Here is a 21,935-nt window from a genome sequence, read left to right on the forward strand (position 1 = left end):
TCAGATCACCAGTCGATAGGGGTTTTGCACGATATCACGCAGCGCATTGAGCCACTTGGCCCCAAGCGCACCGTCGACGGCGCGATGATCGACCGAGAGCGTTGCCGTCATGACCGTGGCAATGGCGAGCTGGTCTCCACGTACGACAGCGCGCTTCTCACCGGCGGCAATAGCCAGAATACCGGCCTGAGGCGGATTGATGATCGCGGCGAACTCGCGCACACCGAACATGCCCATATTGGAAATCGAGAACGTACCGCCCTGGAACTCTTCAGGCTTGAGCTTGCCGTCGCGCGCACGCTTGGCAAGATCGCGGGCCTGTTCGCTGATTTCGCGCAGGGATTTGCGATCGGCCTGCCGGATGATCGGCGTAATCAGACCATCGGGAATAGAAACCGCCATCGAGATATCGATATCGGGGAAATGCAGTGTCTCGGCATCGGTAAACTGAACGTTCAGACCGGGGCAATCGCGCAGGGCAAGAGCCACAGCCTTGATCATCATGTCATTGACCGAGATCTTGAACTGACCTTCGCCCTCGCTGGGCGATGCCGCATTGAGCTGGCTACGCAGGGCAAGCAGTGCATCGAGCTCGATATCGACGGAAACGTAAAAATGCGGAACGTTCTGCTTGGACTCACTCAGGCGGCGCGCGATGACCTTGCGCATTGAGGAGTTCGGCACACGCCTTGCTTCGGCAGGGGCTGCCGCCGTGGCGACGCCTGAACCACCGGCGAGGGCGGGCTTTGCGCTCTCGACGTCACGACGCAGGATACGTCCATTCGGACCCGTTCCCTTGAGCGTGGACAGTTCGATACCCTTCTGCCCCGCGATACGACGCGCCAGAGGCGAGGCGAAGACACGTCTGCCCGAAGCTGCACCGTGAACAGCCGTAGCCTGTGCAGAGGTCGAGGAGGACGCAGACGCGCTTGTCGCTGGCTGGAAAGACGCGGACGGGGAAGATGCGGGCTGAGACGCAGTCTGGGGCGCAGCTTGGGCCGTCTTTGCGGGAGCCGCCTCGACCGCATCGGGCACGGCCTCGCCTTCTTCGACGAGGATGGCGATCGGTGAATTGACCTTCACGCCCTCGCTGCCCTCAGGGACGACGATACGGCCGAGAATGCCCTCATCAACGGCTTCGACTTCCATCGTCGCCTTGTCGGTCTCGATTTCGGCAATCAGATCGCCGGACTTGACCTTGTCGCCCTCTTTCTTCAGCCAGCGCGAGAGCGTGCCCTCGGTCATGGTGGGAGAAAGGGCGGGCATCAGAATATTGGTTGCCATGGTCGCAGCCCCTCAGAACAGTTTGCGAACCGCATCCACCACCCAGTCAGGCTGCGGAAGCGCGTGTTTTTCGAGATTGGCGGCGTAGGGCAGCGGAATATCGAGACCGCAGACGCGCGCAGGCGGGGCATCGAGATAGTCGAAAGCCTGTTCGCACGCGACCGTACAGATCTCCGCACCGATACCGGCCACGGGCCAGCCTTCCTCGACGGAAACGAGCCGGCTCGTCTTCTTCACGCTGTTGACGATCGTCTCCGTGTCGAGCGGGCGAATTGTGCGCAGGTTGATTACCTCGGCCTCGATCCCCTGCTCGGCCAGCTTGGCGGCAGCTTCGAGCGCCACACCGACCATGATCGAGAATGCCACCAGCGTGACATCCTTGCCCTCACGTTCGATCTTCGCCTTGCCGATGGGCAGGATGAAATCCTCATCCACCGGACAAGGGAATTTCTGCCCGTAGAGGATCTCGTTTTCGAGCACGATCACCGGGTTCGGATCGCGAATGGCCGCACGAAGCAGGCCCTTGGCGTCTTCGGACGACCAGGGAGCAACCACCTTCAGGCCGGGCACGTGCGCATACCAGCTGGCGTAGCACTGCGAATGCTGCGCACCCACGCGTGCGGCCGCCCCGTTGGGACCACGGAACACGATGGGACAGCCCATCTGTCCGCCAGACATATAGAGCGTCTTGGCAGCAGAGTTGATGATGTGGTCGATGGCCTGCATGGCAAAGTTCATGGTCATGAACTCGACGATGGGCTTGAGGCCGGTCAGCGCCGCACCGACAGCCATACCGGTGAAGCCATGCTCGGTGATGGGCGTATCGATCACGCGCTTGTCGCCGAATTCGTCGAGCAGGCCCTGCGAGACCTTGTAGGCACCCTGATACTGGGCGACTTCCTCGCCGATAAGGAACACATCTTCGTCACGACGCAGCTCGGCCGCCATCGCATCACGCAGCGCCTCACGCACAGTAATGACAGACGTCTCACCCCATTCGCGGTCCGGTGTGGCCACCAGGTCCTGCGGCTTCTGGGGTGCTTTTTCCTCGACGGCAGTCTGGACCGGGGTCGTCTGCGCGGGTGCCGGACCGTTTTCCAGCGCCGAGATATCCTCACCCTCTTCCGCAATGATTGCGATCTGGGTGTTTACGGCGACATTTTCCGAGCCCTCGGGCACGAGAATCTTTGCGAGAATACCGCTATCGACAGCCTCGACTTCCATCGTGGCCTTGTCGGTTTCGATCTCGGCGATCACATCGCCGGAACTGATCTTGTCACCTTCCTTGCGTGTCCACTTCGAAAGGGTTCCTTCTGTCATGGTAGGCGAAAGAGCCGGCATGAGAACAGGAGCGGCCATAACTTACGCCTCCACCAGAATATCGGTCCAAAGTTCGGAGAGATCGGGCTCAGAGCTGTTCTGGGCAAAATCGGCAGCATCGTTCACGATCTGCTTGACCTCGGCATCGATCGCCTTGAACGCCTCGTCGGTCGTGCCCTTTTCCGAAAGCAGCTTGTGCAGTGCTTCGATCGGGTCGCGCGTGCGACGCATTTCCTCGACCTCCGAACGGTCGCGGTAACGCGCCGGATCGGACATCGAGTGACCGCGATAGCGATAGGTTTCCATTTCGAGCAGGAACGGCCCCTTGCCGGCCCGGCAATGGGCGACGGCTTCCTGTGCAGCCTCATGAACGGCGAACAGATCCATACCGTCGACCTTGCGACCCGGAATTTTCCAAGGTGCGCCGATCTGCGAGAGATTATGGGCTGCTGCGCTCGAGCGCTCGACGCTCGTGCCCATACCGTAGCGGTTGTTCTCAATCACGTAGATGCAGGGCAGCTTGTGAAGGGCCGCGAGGTTGAAGCTCTCGTACACCTGCCCCTGCTGCGCGGCACCCTCGCCGAAATAGGCCACACCCACTTCATCGGTGCCGCGATACTTGTTGGCAAAGGCCAGCCCCGTGCCGATCGCAACCTGCGCACCGACGATGCCATGCCCGCCATAGAAATTCTTCTCGCGCGAGAACATATGCATGGATCCGCCCTTGCCGTGCGAATACCCGTCCTTGCGTCCGGTCAGTTCCGCCATCACGCCACCGGGGCTCATGCCCATCATCAGCATATGGGCGTGATCGCGATACGAAGTCACGATCTTGTCACCGGGCTTCATGGCCAGTGACATGCCGACGATCACGGCCTCCTGACCAATATAGAGATGGCAGAATCCGCCGATCAGCCCCATGCCGTAAAGCTGTCCGGCTTTTTCCTCGAAGCGACGAAGCAGAAGCATGTCGCGATAGGCCGTACGCACGGTTTCCAGAGGCAGGATGGGTCCGTTGTGATCAGCGAGCGGCTGAGCCGCCCCGTGATGGGCTTTGCCGGACATGGTGAGTATCTCCTGAGCCAGACAGTTGCGTCATGCGCGTTTCAGGGACCGGTATTTACCAGTCCCGCTGAGCAAGTCCACAACCCGGAGTGTTAATATGTGCGTTAGAGCGTGCCGAGCAGACGACGGGCAGCCAGGCCCGGATCCTCTTCACGCAGCAGGCTCTCACCCACGAGAACGCCACTGGCGCCGACTTCACCCACGCGCTGCACATCGTCGAACGTGCGAATGCCGCTTTCGGAAACAAGGATACGATCGGGTGGAACGAGCGGCGCGAGGTTGGTCGTGGTGTCCAGATCGGTCACGAGCGTGCGCAGATTGCGGTTATTGATCCCGATCAGCGAGGTATCGAGCGCCAGAGCCCGGTTCAGCTCTGCCTCGTCATGCACTTCGCACAGCACATCCAGATCGAGACCGCGCGCCAGGGCGATCAGATCGGCCGCTTCGGTATCGGTGAGAGCCGAGAGAATGATCAGAATGCAGTCCGCCCCGATCAGACGGCTCTCATGAACCTGCCAGGGCTCCAGAATGAAGTCCTTGCGCAGGATCGGCAGAGGCGTGACTTCCTTGACGGCCTTCAGATCCTCGATGGACCCGTGAAAGCACGGACCTTCGGTCAGGATCGAAAGACAGATCGCGCCCGCAGCCTCATAGGACTTGGCAATACCCACCGGATCGTAATCGGGACGCAGGATACCTGCCGAAGGTGAGGCCTTCTTGATTTCCGCGATCAGTCCCACGCGACGATCGGCCGCCATCTGCTTGAGGGCCTGACCGAAACCGCGCGTCGGCACGGTGACCTCGCGTGCACGTGCCGTGATTTCCTTCAGCGGCATGATCTGTGAGCGTTGCTCGACATCGATGCGCGTGCGGGCACAGATCCTTGCCAGCACATCCGGCATATCGCCCTCCGGAACAGGCAGAGGTGTCGTTTCCTGCACGACTGTCCCGGGCACCTGCACGTCGGGATAGCCTGAAGGCGTGTCGTGTGTGGAACTGGACGTGTGATCGGTCATGTTAAGCCTGACGTCTGGATCAAAGGGGAAGAATGAACCGCCTCGACGGAAGAAGGCGCATCCTGCTGCGCCTGCACGAGAGCCGAGAGGGCCATCCCGCTATCGATGGCATGGGCAGCGATCTCGACATTCCTGCGCAGAAGAATGGGGAGGATCGTCGCGTTTTCAAGAATGGGGAAACGTCCTGACACATGAAGCGCCACGGCCGCATTGAGCAGGACAGTATCGCGATAGGCTCCATCCTGCCCGGACAGCATGTCGAGCAGCTTGCCCGCATTATGCGAGGGATCGCCCCCGGCAATGGCCGCGATGGGGCGATGAGGCAGGCCTGCCATATCGGGTGTCAGGGTCAGGTCGAGAAAGCGCCCCTCATCCCAGGCCTGAATATGCGAGGCGCCCGCCAGCGTGATTTCGTCACTGCCGCCCAGATCGGTCTCACCATGCACGGCCCAGACACATTCTGCCCCGAGCGAGGCAAGTGTCTCGACCACGGGACGAAGCCAGCGTGAGTCGTAGATGCCGATCATCTGCCGTCTGACCTGAGCCGGATTGCAGAGTGGCCCAATGAGATTGAATATCGTCCGGAAGCCAAGTGTCCCACGAACGGGAGCGGCATGACGCATGGCCGGATGATGCAGGGGCGCGGCAAGAAAGGCCAGCTTCCCCTCACGCAGGCGTCGCGACTGCTCGTCCAGATCGTGACAGGGTTCAATGCCAAGCGCCATAAGTGTGTCGGTGGCACCGGCGCGTGAGGAAAGCGCCCGATTGCCGTGCTTTGCCACAGGCACGCCGAGACCGGCCAGAACGAAGGCAACTGCCGTGGATACGTTGAGCGTTCCGAGCCCGTCTCCGCCCGTCCCGCAAACATCCATCGCATCGGAGGGGGCGTCGGGCAGCGCGGTCATGCAGGCCCTTACGGCCCTGACCGCGCCGCTCAGCTCATCGACCGTCTCACCGCGCAAACGCAGAGCCATGAGAATGGCGGCAAGCTGTTCGGGCGGCACATCGCCCTGCATGATAAGGGTGAAGAGCTTCTCGGTCTCCTCCCCGGTCAATCGTCGCCCTTCGGCAAGACGCGTCAACACCTGTTTGAGACGACCTGACTGCATGTCCATTCAGGCGGCTTGAGGTTTCTGACGCGCCGTTCGGGCAATGTTCAGGAAATTCGCCAGCATCATCTGCCCGTCTTCCGAGGCAATACTCTCGGGATGGAACTGTACACCATGCACCGGCAGGTCACGATGCCTCACCCCCATAACCACGCCATCCTGGGCGCGGGCATTCACGATGAGCGTGTCAGGGATGGTCTCCGGGGCAAGCGTCAGACTGTGATAGCGCGTCGCCTGGCTTGGGCTTGCGAGGCCGTGAAACAGCCCCGTTCCGTCATGGAAAACAGCGTCCACCTTGCCATGCATGGGCTTCGGCGCGCGTACGACCGTCGCACCGAACACCTGCCCGATGGCCTGATGACCAAGACATACACCCAGTACGGGAATGTGCGGTGCAGCCGCTTCGATCAGGGCGCAACATATCCCGGCCTCGTTGGGCGAGCACGGACCGGGGGAAATGACGATGGCCTCGGGCCTGAGGGCGAGTGCCTCTTCGACCGTCAGCGCATCGTTCCGACGCACATCGCATGCCTCACCCAGTGCTCCGAAATGATGCACGAGGTTGAAGGTGAAACTGTCGTAATTGTCGATCAGCAATATCATGGCGCTAAGATGGCGATGTCCGTTGAGAAGGTCAAATTCCGTTACACTGCCCGGCTAGGCCGTGCTGCTCTCGCTGGCCTGCTGGACCGCCAGTTCCGCAGCACGGAATATGGCGCGCGACTTGTGACGCGTTTCCATTTCCTCGCTCGCCGGATCGCTATCCGCCACCACACCGCATCCGGCCTGCACGTACATACGCCCACGATGCAGAACCGCCATACGCAGACCGATGCAGGTATCCATATCCCCATCGACACCGATATAGCCGATACAGCCTGAATAGGGGCCACGACGCGTCACTTCGAGTTCGTCGATGATTTCCATCGCCCTGATCTTCGGCGCGCCGGTCAGTGTACCGGCCGGAAAAGCCGCGCTCAGCGCATCCAGTGCGTCGCATTCCGGCCTGATCGTACCCTGAACGGTCGACGAGATATGCATGACGTGACTGTAGCGCTCGACCACGAATGACGATGGCACCGTGACAGAGCCCATACGGGACACGCGACCCACATCGTTACGCCCGAGATCGATCAGCATCAGGTGTTCCGCGCGTTCTTTCCTGTCGGCCAGAAGCTCGGCTTCCAGACGCTCATCCGCCTCGCGATCCGCGCCTCTTGGCCGGGTTCCTGCAAGCGGACGCACGGTCACCACGCCTTCACGCAGACGAACCAGAATTTCGGGAGAGGAACCGACAAGCGAGAACCCGTCCATCTCGACCAGAAACAGGAACGGCGCCGGGTTGACGCGACGCAGCGAGCGGTAGAGCGCCAGAGGCGGCAGAGGAAAACGCGCCTCGAAACGCTGGCTCGGCACGATCTGGAAGGCATCGCCCGCCGCGATATATTCCTGCGCCAGACGCACCTTGTTCATGAACGTTTCTGCCGACATCGTCGATACAGGGGCTTCGAGCTGCGTACCTCGGGGGAGCGAGGGAACCACGTCCAGCGGCGCCGTAACGAGCGCCCGACGCGCCCGCTCCAGCAGCGCCTGCCCGGCCTCCCGGCTCATTCCGCCATCACGCAGGGGCACAGCCAGATGCAGCTCGTCGCGCACGGAATCGAATACGGCGAACAGGCCGGGGCGCATCATCACGCCATCCGGAAGATGGAGATCGTCCTCCGGCGCGTCAGGAAGCACCTCGATCTGACGCACCATGTCGTAGCCGAGATAACCGAACACACCACCGATCATGGTCGGCACAGAATCGGGCAGCTCCGCGCGACTCTCGGCCACGAGACGGCGCAGCGAAGCCAGCGGCGCCTCCTCGATCTCATGAAAGACCGAGCCCGGCTCGCAAGGAGCAGCGTTGACGGACGCGACACCATGCGCACAACGCCAGACCAGATCGGGCAACATGGCGATGACGGAATACCTGCCACGCAATGCGCCACCTTCCACGCTCTCGAAAAGCAGCCTGTAGGGACGCGCCCCTTCCCCATCGCCACTCTCAGGAACGAGGGAGGAGAGCTTCATATAAGCCGAGACCGGTGTGAGGAGATCGGCTGCCTCGATGCTGGTTAGAAACTCTGTCGTCATTCCTGTCCCGTCCCGGCTTTGAGTGCCTGCTGTAACACAGCCATATTGGGCTTGGGCTTGATCTGCCCTTCCAGCGAATGAACGAAGACGACGGGGACATCCGCCCGCATGGTCTCCTGCAGCTGGGACTGCATCGATTCACGCAGGGCTTTCGTGCTCTCGGCCGTCGCTGCAAGCGTACCGTTGACGGTGAACACATAAAGCGTATCGCCATCGGCAATCATGCCGGTCTCGCCAATGGGGGTGGAGAAGATCTGCGAAAGCAGCCCGGACGGCAGACCGCCATTCTGCATGCGCGACACCACGACGTTTTTCTGCAGGGCGTTCTCGTCGCCCGTTCCCGCCACAGCCTTGACGAGGCTGCCCGTCTTACGCGCTGCCTGCATGATCGTCGTCGCACGCTCGTCGGCGCCATGCATCTGACGCTCTCTGAGCCAGTCATGCCCGACCTGCTCACGCACTGCTTCATACGGCTTGACGTGACCGGGCTCGATCTCGTCCACGAGCACCGCAAAAGCGCTTCCCTCGGGACCGTTGACCAGAGACGGCTTCTCGCCTTTTTTCTGCGTGAAAATGCGTGCAATGACGGCCTTGCGCACGGCATCGCTTCCGGGAAGCGGCGCGATCTCACCATCCTTCGTCATGCCCTGCGCGTCGAGCGAGCCCTGGGCAGGAACAGCACCGAGATCGGTCGGTATCTGCTCCAGATCGGCGCTGCCTGCGATCGCATCCTGCAGGGTCGCAACACGCGATCCAAGAAGCTGCGGAGCCTGAGAGCGCGCAACTTCATCGCGTATAGCCGCCTTTGCATGCTCGAAATCCGTCTTGTGCGGCGGCGTGATTGCCGTCACGCGGAACACGATCCAGCCCGCAGGACTTTCGACAGGCCCCTCGATTTCTCCCGAAGGCGCCACAAAGGCCGCCTTGGCCAGCTCCGGGCTGGGGATATCGGCCTGACGGGCACCAGGAAATGCCACTGCCGCCGCAGAAGGATCGCGCTTCTGTATTGCTGCCCAGTCGCCATCGGCCTTCCACGCCGAGACAAGCGCGTCGGCGGATTTGCGATCCGAGACGGTCAGGACCTCGAGATTGCGCGTCTCTGGCACATCGTATTTCTGCAGCTCGAATTCATAGAACCGCTTGAGATCCGCATCGGGAATGGTGAGCGTGCGCGCAATGCTGTCTGCGGTGAGCAGCACGATCTTGGCATGGCGGTATTCAGTGGAACGATACAGCCAGGGATGCAGATCGTAGAAGCGGCGCAGCTGAGCCTCTTCCGGGGCCACAGGAACAGCGACCGAAGCGCTATCGAGACGCAGCAGATCGACGCGATGTTCGAGCGTGTTGTATTTGATGAGCTGATCGAGCACCGAAGACGGCACCTTCATGCCATTCCCAAGTCCTTCGAGAAGATTACGTGCCCCGATATCGTCGCGCACCTTCGCAAGCAGATCGCGCTCGGTAAGATGTATCTGACGAAGCTTGCTGTCGAACAGCTTGCGGTCGAACTGGCCATTGGTGCCGTGAAACACGCTCATGGCGAAAATCTCGTTACGCACGAGCGCGTCGGGCACTTTCATGCCGTTGCGGTCCGCCAGCGCCAGCGCCTCATTCTGAGCCAGCATACGCTGCAACACACCCTGTGCGACCTGCTGGCGCACATCCGGCGTCAGCTGGGCTGCGTTGCTCACACCCATCTGCTGCGCCACACGCGGCATCTCGTTCTGGATTGCGCTGGCAAGTTCTTCAGCGCCGATCTGACGGGTACCGATCTTCACGGCAATATTGGCCTGGTCGCCATTATAGCTGCCGACCATATCGCCGACGCCCCAGCCCACGAATGCCAGGAAAATAAGAAGCGCAATGATGCGCCCAAGCCAGGAATCGACAACAAGATGCCGCAAAGTCGAAATCATACGCGCTTCAGATCCGCAATTCGCAAAGGATTATTCAGCAGGACCATAGTGCGACACGCCACGCTTGACCAGACGGCCGTCCTTATGCACCTGCAGGCGCGATGCCCTGCGCGCGATACAGGATGCGGCGCGGCGTGCCATGCAACGCCTGTCATGGATCTGACGATAAGATGATGCATAATGTTGCTGCTCCCCCTGTCTCGATCCGGAAAACTTCCGCTAAGCAGAAGCGTCGCACGTCGATAATTGCGGGTTCGGTGAAGGATACATGATGCGCCAGATGATTATGGGCAACTGGAAGATGCATGGCCTTCGCGGTCAGGGAAAAAGACTGGTCACAGATATCGCTGAGGCGATTGCCGGGATCAGGGAGACGCGCGAGGTCGTGCTCGCACCTCCCTTTACCCTGACAGGCTACCTTGCCCCCCTTCTCGAAACGCACGGGATCGGCCTAGGCGCGCAGGACTGCCATGCAGAGCCGGAAGGTGCTTTTACGGGCGATATCTCTGCGCCGATGCTCGCCGATCTGGGGGTGACCCATGTCATTCTCGGCCATTCCGAGCGACGCGAATATCATCATGAAAATAATGCCCTCATCCGCCGAAAGGCTGTGACGGCACGCCGTTACGGCCTTTGCCCCGTCATCTGCGTGGGTGAGAGCGGCAGTCAGAAAGAAGCAGGCGAAGCCGATCGCTGGCTGACACGCCAGATTACGGAGTGCGTGCCCGATAATTTCGACGGCATCGTGGCTTATGAACCGATATGGGCCATCGGCACAGGCAAGGCCGCCACGGAAAGCGATATCGAATCACGCATGTCCCTTCTTCATGACGTGCTGCACCGTCATCTGGAAACGGATGACAAATCGACACGGGTCCTGTATGGCGGCTCAGTCAAGCCCGAAGATGCCGCGTCCATCCTCGCTGTTTCCGGCGTGGGGGGCGTGCTCGTCGGCGGGGCCAGCCTGTCTGCCGAATCCTTTCTCGGCATTGCAAAGGCAGGTCTGCCGTCGGCGTCCTGACGGCATATTTATCGTGTTTACCTGAAAGCCGGACATGACCACGCTTCTGCTCGTTCTCAATTTCTTTGTGACCATCGCCCTGATCGGTGTGATTCTCATTCAGCGCAGCGAGGGCGGCGGGCTTGGTATCGGCAGCAGCCAGGGCATGGGCTCGTTCATGACCGGTCGCGGCACGGCAAATCTCCTGACACGCACCACGGCTGTGCTCGCTGGCGTGTTCATGGTTCTTTGCCTGCTGCTTGCCGTCCTCAACCGCGGCGCATCGACCAATGCAGGCAACGACATCCTGTCGCAGCCGCCCGCGTCCTCCACCCCGGCTGCACCCGCGCCTGCGGCGAATGCTCCGGCACAGAACACAGCGCCTGCGGCCCCTGCGAAGCAGTAAGGCCACAGAACGAAAAATTTCTTCCGTCCGGAGCCTCCGGGCGGCATTCTTCTCGTTCCATCCGAGCACGAACCGGTGTAGGAGAGCCTTCCATGACACGGTTCGTATTCATCACTGGTGGCGTGGTTTCCTCTCTCGGCAAGGGCATCGCTTCTGCGGCTCTTGCGGCTCTCCTCCAGGCACGCGGCTACAAGGTCCGCATGCGCAAGCTCGACCCCTATCTCAATGTCGATCCGGGGACCATGAGCCCCTATCAGCATGGCGAAGTGTTCGTAACCGATGACGGGGCCGAGACCGATCTCGATCTCGGGCATTACGAGCGCTTTACAGGGGTTCATGCCCGAAAGGCGGATAACGCCACGACAGGGCGCATCTACTCGGAAGTGATCGCACGCGAGCGTCGTGGCGATTATCTCGGCGCGACCGTGCAGGTCATTCCCCACATCACGGACGCCATCAAGGAAGCCGTGGTCGCCGGAACCGACGGTTATGATTTCGTGCTGGTCGAAATCGGTGGCACCGTGGGTGATATCGAAAGCCTGCCTTTCCTTGAAGCCATCCGCCAGCTGCGCAACGATCTGGGCCACGCCCATACGATGTGCGTCCACCTCACATTGCTGCCCTATATCCCTGCTGCGGGCGAACTGAAGACGAAGCCCACACAGCATTCCGTCAAGGAACTCCAGAACGTCGGCATCCAGCCGCAGATGCTTATCTGCCGCTCCGACCGCGCCATCCCGACCAACGAACGCCGCAAGATTGCGAATTTCTGCAATGTGCGCCCCGAGGCCGTCATTGCGGCTCTTGACGTCGATACGATCTATGCCTGCCCGATTTCCTATCACAAGGAAGGCATGGATGATGAAGTGCTACGCTATTTCGGCCTGCCGGTTGAGGGCGAGCCCGATCTGAGCCGCTGGACGAAAATTGTCGACACGCTGCGCCACCCGGATGGCGAGGTTCGCATTGCGGTGGTGGGCAAATATACGGCCCTGCTCGACAGCTATAAATCGCTGATCGAAGCCCTCCTCCATGGTGGCATCGCCAACCGTGTGAAGGTACGCCTCGAATGGGTCGAATCTGAGACGTTCGAGAAAAATCCTGAGTCGATCGCGGCTCTGGGTCGTGTCGACGGCATTCTCGTTCCGGGCGGTTTCGGCGAGCGCGGCTCAGAGGGCAAGATCGAAGCCGTGCGTTACGCGCGTGAAAACGGCGTCCCGTTCCTTGGTATCTGCTTTGGCATGCAGATGGCCGTTATCGAATGTGCGCGCTCGCTCGCCGGGCTCGACAAGGCCTCCTCGACCGAATTCGGCCCCTCCGACGAGCCGCTTGTCGGCCTGATGACCGAATGGGCGCGCGGCAACGAAATGCTGCGCCGTCGCGAGCACGGTGAGATGGGCGGAACCATGCGCCTTGGCGCATATCCTGCAAAGCTCAAGCCCGGTTCGCGTGCCGCCGAAATCTACGGCACGACCGAAGTGCGCGAGCGCCATCGTCACCGCTATGAGGTGAACGTGCATTACCGCCAGCAGCTCGAAGCGACCGGTCTTGTCTTTTCGGGCATGTCACCCGACGACGTCCTGCCGGAAGTGGTGGAATACCCTGACCATCCCTGGTTCGTGGGCGTGCAGTACCACCCGGAATACATGTCCAAGCCCTTCGCACCCCATCCGCTCTTTGCCGGCTTTATCGAGGCCGCCGTCAAGAAGGCCCGTCTTGCATGACCGATATTGCCCTCGGTTCGCTCACCATAGGCAATCGCCAGCCTTTCACGCTGATTGCTGGCCCCTGTCAGATCGAATCCCGTGCCCATGCCCGTGAAATGGCTGCGGGGCTTGCCGAAATCTGCAACGACCTCGGGATTGGCTGGATCTACAAGAGCTCGTTCGACAAGGCCAACCGCACTTCGCTGAACGCCCAGCGTGGGATCGGCCTTGCGGAGGGTCTGGATATCCTTGCAGGCATTCGCGAGGAATTCGGCTGCCCTGTCCTGACCGATGTTCACGGGGCCGAACAATGCGCACCTGCTGCCGAGGCAGTCGATATCCTGCAGATCCCGGCTTTTTTGTGCCGACAGACCGATCTTCTTCTCGCCGCGGGTGAGACGGGGCGTGCGATCAATGTCAAGAAGGGGCAGTTCCTTGCCCCTTGGGACATGGCCAATGTCGCCGCCAAAATCGCCTCGACGGGCAATGAGAAGATCATGCTCTGCGATCGCGGAACGAGCTTTGGCTACAACACGCTGGTCAGTGACATGCGCGGTCTGCCGATCATGGCACGCACAGGCTATCCGGTCGTGTTCGATGCAACGCATTCTGTCCAGCAGCCGGGCGGCCTCGGGGGCGCCTCGGGCGGTCAGCGCGAATTCGTACCGCCTCTTGCCCGTGCCGCCGTTGCGATTGGCGTGGCTGCAGTGTTCATCGAGACTCACGAGACCCCCGATCAGGCACCGAGCGACGGCCCGAACATGGTGCCGTTGTCGGAAATGCGCGGATTGCTGAGAACACTCAAGGCGTTCGACACACTTGCGAAAACCGATGGGGTCTAAGCGCCATCTCTATGCCGTTCAGACCGAGTGGACAGGCAATCACGGTCTGGGCACGCAGTCATGGCATGTCTATGGCCGCAATCACGACATTGCGGCCGAAGGCAAGCCTGTCATTCGTGGCTCGGCCGATCCCAGTTTTCATGGCGATCCGACAGGCTGGAGCCCCGGCGAACTGCTGCTGGCTTCGCTGAGCGCCTGTCATAAGCTGTGGTATCTCGGGCTTTGCGCCGGAGCCGGTATCGTGGTCACCGCGTATCGCGACTCAGCAGAGGCCGTCATGATCGAAAGCCCGCAAGGCGGAGGCGAGTTCGAGAGCGTATTGCTGCGCCCCGTGATCACGCTGGCGGGCAGCAGCTCGATGGCACGTGCGCAGACCCTCCACGATCAGGCCCATGCACATTGCTTCATCGCGCGTTCGGTCAATTTTCCCGTGATTTACGAGCCCGTATTCCAGACTGCCTGAACACGCACGAAACTTAGCCCCCGACAGGATGACGCAAGGGGGTCAGCGCGAGGAAATCGATCGACCTCAAATCGTGTAGGGCTGGAGCGGCGCACTCAGGCAGGCTGCGAGACAAAGCACGACGACTGCCGTCAGCAGCGCACGGAACGGAAAATACCCAGCCGGCAAGGCGCCCTGACGATAGGCGGCACGCTCGGCACCGAGCACCAGAACAAAGCCGACCATTTCCATCAATATGCCACCGCGAGGCGACCAGACGACACCGGCATAAATGGCAACCCAGCTCCAGAGCGAGGGCAGGACACCCAGGACCAGCCGGCGCCTGTTGATGGCCCCCATGCCCTGAGCAGGTATAATGGCAGGTTGCTCAAGAGCCAGCCCCCAATGCACCGCACCGAGGAAGGACAGAATGCAGCCGCCATAGGCCAGCATCGCCACACCTATATGGGTTACGGGGCCGAGACTACCCCAGAACAGGGCCGCCATGGCCAGGCCGACAAAGGGGATCAACCCAGCAATGCCAAGGAAAATCACGAGCGGTGACAGGGGTCTCACGGAATATCCATCCTCATTTCACATTACGCCAGTTGACAGCGCCGGTGTCTCGACGCCTTGTGATGCCCGAAGTTCGAACGTTCAAACAGGGAGCCCCCAATGAGCGCCATTATTGATATCATTGCTCGCGAGATTCTGGATAGCCGCGGCAACCCGACCGTTGAGGTCGAGGTCGAACTGTCCTCCGGCGCCAAGGGTCGCGCAGCCGTTCCGTCAGGCGCCTCGACCGGCGCGCACGAAGCTGTCGAACTGCGTGACGGCGACAAGTCACGCTACGGTGGCAAGGGCGTTCTCAAGGCGGCTTCTTTCGCCGAGGGCGAGATCCTCGATGCGCTTCAGGGTGCCGAATCGTCGGACCAGATCGCCATCGACGAAGCCATGATCGAGCTGGACGGCACGCCGAACAAGGCGCGTCTGGGCGCCAATTCCATTCTCGCCGTATCGCTCGCAACCGCCAAGGCGACTGCACTCGAGCTCGACATTCCGCTCTATCGTTATGTCGGTGGCGTATTTGCACATGTTCTGCCCGTGCCGATGATGAACATCGTCAATGGTGGCCAGCATGCTGACAACCCCATCGACATCCAGGAATTCATGATCCAGCCGGTCGGCGCACCGACGATCATGGACGCCGTACGCATGGGCTCGGAGATCTTCGCTCATCTGAAGAAGAACCTCGCCGCCGCCGGTCACAACACCAATGTCGGTGATGAAGGCGGTTTCGCTCCCGGCCTGAAATCGGCTGACGAGGCACTTGGGTTCATCTCCAAATCCGTCGAAGGCGCTGGCTACCGTCTGGGTGAAGACGTGACCTTCGCACTCGACTGTGCTGCCACCGAGTTCTATCGCGATGGCCGCTACAAGATGGAAGGCGAAGGCCGCGACCTCGATTCGTCGGGCATGATCGATTATCTAGCCGATCTCGCCGCGCGCTACCCGATCGTGTCGATCGAAGACGGTCTGGCAGAAGACGACTGGGAAGGCTGGGCAGAACTGACTGCAAGACTGGGTCGCAAGCTCCAGCTCGTCGGTGACGATCTGTTCGTCACAAACACCGAACGCCTGGTACGCGGCATCGAGAGCAACATTGCCAATGCCCTGCTCGTGAAGGTCAACCAGATCGGCACGCTAACAGAGACGCTCCGCGCCATGGAAACCGCACATCGTGCCGGCTACAAATGCGTCATGAGCCATCGTTCGGGCGAGACCGAAGACTCGATCATTGCCGATCTTGCCGTCGCCACGAATTGCGGACAGATCAAGACCGGCTCGCTGTCGCGTTCGGACCGTACCGCAAAGTACAACCAGCTGATCCGTATCGAAAACGAGCTGGCAACCGCTGCTCGTTACGCCGGCCGCTCCATCCTGCCGCGCTGAGCACCACCGAGGGAGAGATTTTCTCTCCCTCACCCCATTCCACGATTGTAAGCCATGCCGCGCCGGGGTTAGGATCGGTAACGCCAGCTTGACTGAATTCGTGGAGTTTCCGTGCAAATCGTCCGTGCCATCCGTCGCCTCGTGCGCGCTGTCGTTCCCCCTGCCCTGTTTCTTGGGTTAACGGCCTATTTCGGATGGAATGCCCTTCAGGGCGATCATGGCATCAAGGCCTATCACGAGCAGCTCAAGCTTATGGATCAGGCCGTTCAGGCCCAGAAAGACGCCGATGCCGAACAGGCCGTCTGGAAGCGTCGCATAGGCAGTCTGAATGAACGCGCACTCGATGCCGATATGCTCGACGAGCGCTCCAGGGCGATGCTCAATCTGGCGCGCAATGGCGATACCGTCATTCCCTACGGTCCTCACGACAAGCTTTACTGACCCGTGCCGTAAGTCGGCATCGGAGGTAATTATGGTCGCAAAGCCCGGGCGGGACTACGCCAGCCGCGCGTAGACCCTTCGCAGAACGTGCTTGCGAAACAGCGTCCCGTCGAAACAAACTCCACGCAATGGCAAAACCGAGCAAGCGCGCGCCTTACTGAATCAGGGGCGAGAGCCCGCCAGCGCTCTCGTTTATCCGCACGAAACATGCGCATAATGCGCCTTCATGATCCCTGCCTACAGGCTGGCAGTGATCGGGTGATGACGCGGCGCGAACGCTATCAGACAGGCACGCGCAAAGCAGTTTCTCTCCCGCCATTCGATGATGGCTCCAGCACGAAGACCGGCCAGAACGCGGCAATTCCACGACGTCGCAAAACAGCATAAAAAAAGCGGCTCATGAGAGCCGCTTTTCCTTAACGTCGTCGAAGGCCGATCTTACTTGATCTTGGCTTCGCGGAACGCAACATGCTTGCGCACGACGGGATCGTACTTGCGCACTTCCATCTTGCCGGTCGCCGAACGGGCGTTCTTCTTGGTGACATAGAAATATCCGGTATCCGCGGTCGAAACGAGACGGATCTGGATGACGTTGGTCTTGGCCATTGGGTCCTCGCAAACTGATCTGTCGCTGCGCGCGACATGAACGGCAGCGTTTTCAAGCTGGGCGCATAAATGCTTGTATTACGCCTCCGGGTCAAGTGTTTCCCGTAAAACGGTGGATTAATTTTGGGCATCCGGGGAAAAAATCTTGAAGGGACCGAAGCAAGAACTTAATAAGAACAGAATGATCCCGGGCTGTTACGGTGCTCTACCGTCCCGGCCACGGAGAGAGGGACCCCATGCTGACACGCAAGCAACACCAGCTTCTGCTTTATATAGACGGTTATCTGAAGCGGACCGGTTTTTCACCCTCATTCGACGAAATGAAGGAAGCACTCGAGCTCCGCTCCAAATCGGGCATTCACAGACTGATCTCCGCCCTTGAAGAGCGCGGCTTCCTGCGTCGTCATCATCATCGTGCGCGCGCTCTCGAGATTATCCGCCTTCCAGTCATGGAATCCGCGTCTCTCCCAACGGGCAGCGAGGGAACAGCGTTCCCTCGTCTCGTCGCGAGCCAGGAGAGCATCCCCGCACCGGTCACCGTAAATGGCGATAACTCGGTGGTCGGCGTTCCGCTTTACGGTCGAATTGCCGCAGGTCTGCCCATAGAAGCATTCCGCGATCAGGGTGAGCAGATCGACATTCCGGCAGCGCAGCTGACAAAAGGGCGCCATTACGCCCTTCAGGTTTCCGGCGAGTCCATGATCGAGGCTGGTATTCTCGATGGAGATACCGTCATCATACGGCAGAGCGAAACCGCCGAAAACGGCCAGATCGTCGTTGCCCTCGTCGACGGGCAGGAAGTCACGCTCAAGCGGTTGCGCCAGAGAGGAAACTCGATCGCGCTCGAACCGGCCAATCCGGCCTTCGAGACACAGATCTTTCCTCAGAACAGGGTCCGCATCCAGGGCGTGCTCATCGGCCTGTATCGCCGTTACGACTGAATGATGCACCCGGACAGGGCTGATATTCTTGCCAGCTCTCCCGGGTGCGCTCGATCAACGCAGCCAGACGGCGAAATATCTCAGGATCTCTCATCTGGGCGACATTGAAGCGCATGAAACGCGCCGCCTGCAGGGAATCGCTGAACACGGCACCGGGAGCGAGAAGCATTCCTTCCTTCGGGGCCAGTTGGGCTAGTCGCGATGCATCGCACCGGTCTGGTATAACACACCACAGACTGAAGCCGCTCTTGAGGATAATCCAAGGCTGAACACCAAGTGTGGCGAGGCGTGAAATGCAATCGCGGCGTGCGCGAAACAATTTCGTGTTCAGCGCGTCCCTATGCCGTCGATACGCACCGCTTTCGATCACGTGCTGCACGATCTGCGCCGCAAGAGGACTCACTCCGGCGAAACCCGTGGCGATCTGGAGATCGACAAGGGCCTCGATCAGATCCGGATGGGCAGCGATATAGCCACAGCGTAGCGAGGCGGTAAGTGTCTTCGAGAATGAGCCAATCCTGACGACACGATCCAGACCATCGAGAGGCGCAAAGCTTGCACTCGGCGGGGGCGCAAAATCAGCGAATATATCGTCCTCAATCACATAGGTTCCGCACTGCCGAGCCAGCATCAGAACCGCATGAGCATTTTTCAGGCTGAGAGTACCGCCAGTCGGATTTTGCAGGCCTGAGTTCGTAAGATAAAGGCGCGGCCGTTCCCGAGACAATATCTTCGCGAAGACCGCGAGATCCGGTCCTTCGGGCGTAAAGGGCACGCTGACAATCCTGACACCATGCACAGTAAGTAGCGCCCGGAAGTTGAAGTAACAGGGTTCGTCTATCAGCACGCAATCCCCGGATTTGAGGAGAATCCTGCATACAAGATCGAGAGCCTGCGTGCTCGACCCGGTCAACAATATCTGCTCCGGCGACACATAGAGCTGCGATTCCGCCCAGCGACGTGAGAGTAATGCGCGAAAACCCGGCGCCCCCATGGCAGGACCATACCCGGTCAAAACAGTCTCCGGCGAGCGCGCTGCGTCCCGCAGGGCAGTTTCAAGGAGCGCACGGGGCATCCATGCGGCCGGGAGCCAACCGCATCCCGGCTGCCACACTGTCGGATCGGTTTCCAGCGCCTGACGAGAGACCCAGAATGGATCGATTGCATGATCACGGCGCATACGCGCCACTTCCGGATGAGCACGGACGTCATTTACGTAGTAGCCTGACCCCGGACGCGCGATAACACTGCCTTCTGCTACCAGTCGATCATAAGCCTCACTTACGGTGGAAGACGAGACGCAAAGCTGCGCCGCAAGGGTTCTGATCGAAGGCAAACGCTCTCCTCGCCCGAGGCCACCCGTGGAAATACGTTTACGCACAGTCTCAACAACAAGATCGTTCTTGGTCCGCAATTTCATGTCGATATCGCAACTGTTCGTTTTCTCGATCGAACAGTCCTGCTGAGTCAGGCCCTCTTTGTCCATGGCGCAATCCGATGCCTTCTCCACAACTCTGCATCGCGTGAATCTTTGGAAAAGGCTGGATCGATGTCCTTACCCCACAAACAACGTGCAAGCGGCACGCTCTGCGGAATTGCTGGAATTGTTATTTTCAGTGGCTCGCTTCCAGCGACCCTCATCGCCGAGACCGCTTTCGCTCCCATGTTCCTTACAGCGGCACGAACAATCATCGCAGCGATGTGCGGCCTCGCTCTGCTGATCGTGCTCAAACGGCCGCGTCCCGGCCCCGGCGCCATGCGTCCGCTGATGGTTGTCGCTTCGGGCGTCGTCATTGGCTATCCGCTTCTCTCCGCCTGTGCTTTGCAGCATATCGAAGCAGTGCGCTCTGCTTTATGGACTGGAATCCTTCCGCTCAGCACCGCACTCTTCGCCGTGATCCGCAATGGAGAAAAGCCGTCGCGCATTTTCTGGCTTCTGTCTCTTTGCGGTGCGGGCGCTGTCCTGGTCTACGCAGCGATACAAACGCAGGGTGGGTCGCTTTTGGGCGACACTTTCATGTTGGCGGCAATTCTCGCATGTGGATTGGGATATGCAGAAGGTGCTGCCCTTTCCAGAACGCTGGGCGGCTGGCAGGTCATTTCCTGGGCATTGCTCATATCTTCACCCGTCATGCTGATCATTGCACTGCTTTGTCCTCCACAGACTCTGGCATACGTGCCGGCAGAGGCGTGGTGCTCGCTTGCTTACGTCGCGTTATTCAGCGGATTATTGGGCTTTGTCTTCTGGTACCGCGCTCTCGCGCTGGGCGGTGTTGCGCGTATCGGGCAATTGCAGCTCCTGCAGCCGCTCGGTGGCCTCGCACTATCGGCCATGCTGCTGCATGAGCGCGTACCGGCATCAATGCTCGTCGTTACGCTGATTGTACTTTTCTGCGTGTTCGGGGCAAGACGCGCCGCCTGAGAAATCGGGCGGCGCATAGCCTCAATGGGCCGCCTTGTCCTTCGTGACACGAACTGTGCCATCCGGGGCGATCAGCGTGCTCGTTCCATCGCCATTGGGAATGACAATAGTCCCGTTCTGGGCAGGCTTGAGATATTTATGCGCGTTATCCTCAACCGAGGCGTTCAGTGAAGGCCGCGGTGTCGTATGAACACCATTGACCACACCGTCATGCTCGCCCATTTCAAGAACGCCGCCGTCTCCCAGCTGAATGGCACTATCGCTGCCACTTCCATGGCTTTTGGTCATGGAGCCGAAATAGCTGTTCGTGTCCTTGAGCGCGTCGCGCAGTCCGTTCGGCGAAGCTTCAACATCGCGCAAGGTCGGCAAAGGCTGCGGCGCACCGGGCCAGATATTCCCGCTTTCAGGCAGGATCGGCATGGCCATATAGGCATGCCCTCTCACCTTCTCCATATTTTCCGACGCGCCTTCCGGCATATTCGGATGCGCACCCGGGAGGGTCGCCGTATCGTGGATGGACTTCCCAAAGCCGGAACAGCCACTCAACAAAACAGGAATCGCTAAAAGAGCGGCCTTTCTCATCATCTACTCCAGGGATGTCATCGCCGCTCTTTTAAGACGGGACCGCGATCAACGCCAGATACAGAACATGTATAGCGTATAATACTAGTGCGAAACCTTGGCCGAAGACCGGTTTGTGCCGCTCCCCATCATTCTCGAAAGTCCCGTTACCAGATACCCCCAGCCACTCATCACTGTCGGTATCACCGAAACCCACAGCATAAGGGCACCGACGCCGGTGAACGAGATCATGCCCAGCCCGATCATGCGCGGCATTTCATCACCAGCCAGCAGACAACCGATCGCCACCATCTGAATGCCGGTTTTCCATTTCGCAAGGCGCGTGGATGGCAGGGTCGCACGCTGGCTTGCCATGTATTCGCGCAAACCGCTGACCATGATCTCACGGATCAGGATGATGATCGCCGCAAAAAGTGCGCCATCCACCAGGCGCCCATAGCCAGCCAGTGCGAGCAGCAAAGACCCGACGAGGAGTTTGTCGGCAATCGGATCCATCATGCGCCCGAGCTCGGATCCCTGCTTCCAGCGTCTGGCCAGCATGCCATCGAGATAATCGGTGATGCAGGCCGCGATATAGAGCACGCAGGCTATGGCATCGCAGACCGGGTTCGACATGGCGATAAGCGCAATCAGCAACGGTATCGAGGCGATACGAAGCAGGGTCAGAATATTGGGCAGATCTGTCAGCATGAATCGTCCCCGGCGCTGCCATTAAGTCGATGGAGGCATAAGCATGATTTCATGC

22 protein-coding genes are annotated in these 21,935 nt (G+C 60.0%); 9 read left to right on the forward strand and 13 right to left on the reverse strand.

The features are described 5' to 3' along the window. The 8 genes from NF685_RS05390 to NF685_RS05425 form a co-directional block, all read right to left on the reverse strand. The gene (locus tag NF685_RS05390; protein WP_252848886.1) at positions 1 to 1,284 is read right to left on the reverse strand and encodes a pyruvate dehydrogenase complex dihydrolipoamide acetyltransferase; all 1,284 of its coding nucleotides are present in this window, start codon (positions 1,282 to 1,284) and stop codon (positions 1 to 3) included. A gap of 12 nt (positions 1,285 to 1,296) precedes the next feature. Further along, complete coding sequence (locus tag NF685_RS05395; RefSeq protein ID WP_222547256.1) at positions 1,297 to 2,643, reverse strand: pyruvate dehydrogenase complex E1 component subunit beta; 1,347 nt, start codon at positions 2,641 to 2,643, stop codon at positions 1,297 to 1,299. Positions 2,644 to 2,646: 3 nt separating this feature from the next. Continuing rightward, positions 2,647 to 3,669, reverse strand: coding sequence for a pyruvate dehydrogenase (acetyl-transferring) E1 component subunit alpha (pdhA, locus tag NF685_RS05400; RefSeq protein ID WP_264813696.1), 1,023 nt, complete (start codon positions 3,667 to 3,669; stop codon positions 2,647 to 2,649). A 104-nt stretch (positions 3,670 to 3,773) separates the two neighbouring features. Next, entirely contained in the window at positions 3,774 to 4,685 is a 912-nt protein-coding gene (gene trpC / locus NF685_RS05405; RefSeq protein WP_222547254.1) for an indole-3-glycerol phosphate synthase TrpC, read from the reverse strand. Beyond that, entirely contained in the window at positions 4,682 to 5,794 is a 1,113-nt protein-coding gene (gene trpD / locus NF685_RS05410; RefSeq protein WP_222547253.1) for an anthranilate phosphoribosyltransferase, read from the reverse strand. Before trpD ends, trpC begins: the two co-directional genes overlap by 4 nt. Before the next feature lie 6 nt (positions 5,795 to 5,800). Continuing rightward, positions 5,801 to 6,397 carry an anthranilate synthase component II gene (locus tag NF685_RS05415; protein ID WP_222547252.1) on the reverse strand — a complete coding sequence of 199 codons (597 nt, stop codon included), beginning with the start codon at positions 6,395 to 6,397 and terminating at the stop codon, positions 5,801 to 5,803. 54 nt (positions 6,398 to 6,451) lie between these two features. Further along, positions 6,452 to 7,933: an anthranilate synthase component I gene (trpE, locus tag NF685_RS05420; protein ID WP_252848887.1), complete on the reverse strand. Its 1,482-nt coding sequence runs from the start codon at positions 7,931 to 7,933 to the stop codon at positions 6,452 to 6,454. Continuing rightward, complete coding sequence (locus tag NF685_RS05425) at positions 7,930 to 9,849, reverse strand: peptidylprolyl isomerase (RefSeq protein WP_252848888.1); 1,920 nt, start codon at positions 9,847 to 9,849, stop codon at positions 7,930 to 7,932. Before NF685_RS05425 ends, trpE begins: the two co-directional genes overlap by 4 nt. A gap of 271 nt (positions 9,850 to 10,120) precedes the next feature. On the opposite strand from NF685_RS05425, the gene tpiA reads away from it, so the two are divergent. From tpiA to NF685_RS05450, 5 genes are all read left to right on the forward strand, one after another. Then, positions 10,121 to 10,870: a triose-phosphate isomerase gene (tpiA, locus tag NF685_RS05430; protein WP_252848889.1), complete on the forward strand. Its 750-nt coding sequence runs from the start codon at positions 10,121 to 10,123 to the stop codon at positions 10,868 to 10,870. Positions 10,871 to 10,904: 34 nt separating this feature from the next. After that, positions 10,905 to 11,255: a preprotein translocase subunit SecG gene (gene secG, locus NF685_RS05435; protein WP_222547249.1), complete on the forward strand. Its 351-nt coding sequence runs from the start codon at positions 10,905 to 10,907 to the stop codon at positions 11,253 to 11,255. 92 nt (positions 11,256 to 11,347) lie between these two features. Continuing rightward, a complete protein-coding gene (locus NF685_RS05440) occupies positions 11,348 to 12,979 on the forward strand; it encodes a CTP synthase (RefSeq protein WP_222547248.1) in 1,632 nt (543 codons plus the stop codon). Next, positions 12,976 to 13,803 carry a 3-deoxy-8-phosphooctulonate synthase gene (gene kdsA, locus NF685_RS05445; protein ID WP_252848890.1) on the forward strand — a complete coding sequence of 276 codons (828 nt, stop codon included), beginning with the start codon at positions 12,976 to 12,978 and terminating at the stop codon, positions 13,801 to 13,803. Before NF685_RS05440 ends, kdsA begins: the two co-directional genes overlap by 4 nt. Continuing rightward, the gene (locus NF685_RS05450) at positions 13,793 to 14,266 is read left to right on the forward strand and encodes an OsmC family protein (protein ID WP_252848891.1); all 474 of its coding nucleotides are present in this window, start codon (positions 13,793 to 13,795) and stop codon (positions 14,264 to 14,266) included. The genes kdsA and NF685_RS05450 overlap by 11 nt, the downstream gene beginning before the upstream one ends. A 66-nt stretch (positions 14,267 to 14,332) precedes the next feature. On the opposite strand, the gene NF685_RS05455 is transcribed toward NF685_RS05450, so the two are convergent. Beyond that, positions 14,333 to 14,821: a DUF3429 domain-containing protein gene (locus NF685_RS05455; RefSeq protein WP_252848892.1), complete on the reverse strand. Its 489-nt coding sequence runs from the start codon at positions 14,819 to 14,821 to the stop codon at positions 14,333 to 14,335. 99 nt (positions 14,822 to 14,920) lie between these two features. On the opposite strand from NF685_RS05455, the gene eno reads away from it, so the two are divergent. Both eno and NF685_RS05465 read left to right on the forward strand, forming a co-directional pair. Beyond that, the gene (gene eno / locus NF685_RS05460; RefSeq protein WP_252848893.1) at positions 14,921 to 16,198 is read left to right on the forward strand and encodes a phosphopyruvate hydratase; all 1,278 of its coding nucleotides are present in this window, start codon (positions 14,921 to 14,923) and stop codon (positions 16,196 to 16,198) included. Between the two features lie 111 nt (positions 16,199 to 16,309). Then, on the forward strand, positions 16,310 to 16,639 hold the full coding sequence (locus tag NF685_RS05465) for an FtsB family cell division protein (protein ID WP_252848894.1): 330 nt from the start codon (positions 16,310 to 16,312) through the stop codon (positions 16,637 to 16,639). Between the two features lie 438 nt (positions 16,640 to 17,077). Here NF685_RS05465 and rpmG read toward each other — a convergent pair whose 3' ends face one another. Next, a complete protein-coding gene (gene rpmG, locus NF685_RS05470; RefSeq protein ID WP_023977387.1) occupies positions 17,078 to 17,245 on the reverse strand; it encodes a 50S ribosomal protein L33 in 168 nt (55 codons plus the stop codon). Between the two features lie 236 nt (positions 17,246 to 17,481). Here rpmG and lexA point away from each other — a divergent pair, with 236 nt between their 5' ends. Then, positions 17,482 to 18,186: a transcriptional repressor LexA gene (lexA, locus tag NF685_RS05475; RefSeq protein ID WP_222547242.1), complete on the forward strand. Its 705-nt coding sequence runs from the start codon at positions 17,482 to 17,484 to the stop codon at positions 18,184 to 18,186. On the opposite strand, the gene NF685_RS05480 is transcribed toward lexA, so the two are convergent. Further along, positions 18,158 to 19,672: an aminotransferase-like domain-containing protein gene (locus NF685_RS05480; RefSeq protein WP_252848895.1), complete on the reverse strand. Its 1,515-nt coding sequence runs from the start codon at positions 19,670 to 19,672 to the stop codon at positions 18,158 to 18,160. The genes lexA and NF685_RS05480 overlap by 29 nt on opposite strands. 63 nt (positions 19,673 to 19,735) lie before the next feature. On the opposite strand from NF685_RS05480, the gene NF685_RS05485 reads away from it, so the two are divergent. After that, positions 19,736 to 20,608 carry a DMT family transporter gene (locus NF685_RS05485; protein ID WP_252848896.1) on the forward strand — a complete coding sequence of 291 codons (873 nt, stop codon included), beginning with the start codon at positions 19,736 to 19,738 and terminating at the stop codon, positions 20,606 to 20,608. A gap of 21 nt (positions 20,609 to 20,629) precedes the next feature. On the opposite strand, the gene NF685_RS05490 is transcribed toward NF685_RS05485, so the two are convergent. Both NF685_RS05490 and pgsA read right to left on the reverse strand, forming a co-directional pair. After that, positions 20,630 to 21,061, reverse strand: a complete 432-nt coding sequence (locus tag NF685_RS05490) for a hypothetical protein (RefSeq protein WP_252848897.1) — start codon at positions 21,059 to 21,061, stop codon at positions 20,630 to 20,632. 213 nt (positions 21,062 to 21,274) lie between these two features. After that, positions 21,275 to 21,880 (reverse strand): CDP-diacylglycerol--glycerol-3-phosphate 3-phosphatidyltransferase, encoded by a 606-nt coding sequence (gene pgsA, locus NF685_RS05495; protein ID WP_252848898.1) that lies wholly within the window; start codon positions 21,878 to 21,880, stop codon positions 21,275 to 21,277. Positions 21,881 to 21,935: the final 55 nt, after the last annotated feature.

Source organism: Asaia lannensis NBRC 102526, assembly GCF_024054035.1.
GTDB lineage: Bacteria > Pseudomonadota > Alphaproteobacteria > Acetobacterales > Acetobacteraceae > Asaia > Asaia lannensis.

Excerpts from the sequence above, each read along its gene's own strand:
- eno (WP_252848893.1), top strand. The coding sequence starts at position 14,921 with ATGAGCGCCATTATTGATATCATTGCTCGCGAGATTCTGGATAGCCGC.
- trpC (WP_222547254.1), bottom strand. The coding sequence starts at position 4,685 with ATGACCGATCACACGTCCAGTTCCACACACGACACGCCTTCAGGCTAT.
- NF685_RS05450 (WP_252848891.1), top strand. The coding sequence starts at position 13,793 with ATGGGGTCTAAGCGCCATCTCTATGCCGTTCAGACCGAGTGGACAGGC.
- lexA (WP_222547242.1), top strand. The coding sequence starts at position 17,482 with ATGCTGACACGCAAGCAACACCAGCTTCTGCTTTATATAGACGGTTAT.
- NF685_RS05485 (WP_252848896.1), top strand. The coding sequence starts at position 19,736 with ATGTCCTTACCCCACAAACAACGTGCAAGCGGCACGCTCTGCGGAATT.
- tpiA (WP_252848889.1), top strand. The coding sequence starts at position 10,121 with ATGCGCCAGATGATTATGGGCAACTGGAAGATGCATGGCCTTCGCGGT.
- pgsA (WP_252848898.1), bottom strand. The coding sequence starts at position 21,880 with ATGCTGACAGATCTGCCCAATATTCTGACCCTGCTTCGTATCGCCTCG.
- kdsA (WP_252848890.1), top strand. The coding sequence starts at position 12,976 with ATGACCGATATTGCCCTCGGTTCGCTCACCATAGGCAATCGCCAGCCT.
- rpmG (WP_023977387.1), bottom strand. The coding sequence starts at position 17,245 with ATGGCCAAGACCAACGTCATCCAGATCCGTCTCGTTTCGACCGCGGAT.
- NF685_RS05415 (WP_222547252.1), bottom strand. The coding sequence starts at position 6,397 with ATGATATTGCTGATCGACAATTACGACAGTTTCACCTTCAACCTCGTG.
- NF685_RS05440 (WP_222547248.1), top strand. The coding sequence starts at position 11,348 with ATGACACGGTTCGTATTCATCACTGGTGGCGTGGTTTCCTCTCTCGGC.
- NF685_RS05395 (WP_222547256.1), bottom strand. The coding sequence starts at position 2,643 with ATGGCCGCTCCTGTTCTCATGCCGGCTCTTTCGCCTACCATGACAGAA.
- trpE (WP_252848887.1), bottom strand. The coding sequence starts at position 7,933 with ATGACGACAGAGTTTCTAACCAGCATCGAGGCAGCCGATCTCCTCACA.
- NF685_RS05425 (WP_252848888.1), bottom strand. The coding sequence starts at position 9,849 with ATGATTTCGACTTTGCGGCATCTTGTTGTCGATTCCTGGCTTGGGCGC.
- pdhA (WP_264813696.1), bottom strand. The coding sequence starts at position 3,669 with ATGTCCGGCAAAGCCCATCACGGGGCGGCTCAGCCGCTCGCTGATCAC.
- NF685_RS05390 (WP_252848886.1), bottom strand. The coding sequence starts at position 1,284 with ATGGCAACCAATATTCTGATGCCCGCCCTTTCTCCCACCATGACCGAG.
- NF685_RS05480 (WP_252848895.1), bottom strand. The coding sequence starts at position 19,672 with ATGGACAAAGAGGGCCTGACTCAGCAGGACTGTTCGATCGAGAAAACG.
- trpD (WP_222547253.1), bottom strand. The coding sequence starts at position 5,794 with ATGCAGTCAGGTCGTCTCAAACAGGTGTTGACGCGTCTTGCCGAAGGG.
- NF685_RS05490 (WP_252848897.1), bottom strand. The coding sequence starts at position 21,061 with ATGGAGAAGGTGAGAGGGCATGCCTATATGGCCATGCCGATCCTGCCT.
- secG (WP_222547249.1), top strand. The coding sequence starts at position 10,905 with ATGACCACGCTTCTGCTCGTTCTCAATTTCTTTGTGACCATCGCCCTG.